Origin of the sequence: Secundilactobacillus pentosiphilus, from assembly GCF_002217985.1 — a bacterium.
GTDB lineage: Bacteria > Bacillota > Bacilli > Lactobacillales > Lactobacillaceae > Secundilactobacillus > Secundilactobacillus pentosiphilus.
Window position 1 is genome coordinate 1 of sequence record NZ_BCMI01000114.1, and the last position, 207, is coordinate 207.

1 rRNA gene is annotated in these 207 nt (G+C 48.8%); it reads right to left on the minus strand.

Going from position 1 to position 207, the window contains the following annotated elements:
- Positions 1-207: ribosomal RNA gene (locus CES81_RS13285) — 23S ribosomal RNA — on the minus strand; the annotation flags it as partial.

Here is a 207-nt window from a genome sequence, read left to right on the forward strand (position 1 = left end):
CCACTTAGGATACACTTAGGGACCTTAATTGGTGGTCTGGGCTGTTCCCCTTTCGACGATGGATCTTATCACTCACCGTCTGACTCCCGGATATAAATCTATGGCATTCGGAGTTTATCTGAATTCAGTAACCCGTGACGGGCCCCTAGTCCAAACAGTGCTCTACCTCCACGATTCTCTTTCCGAGGCTAGCCCTAAAGCTATTTC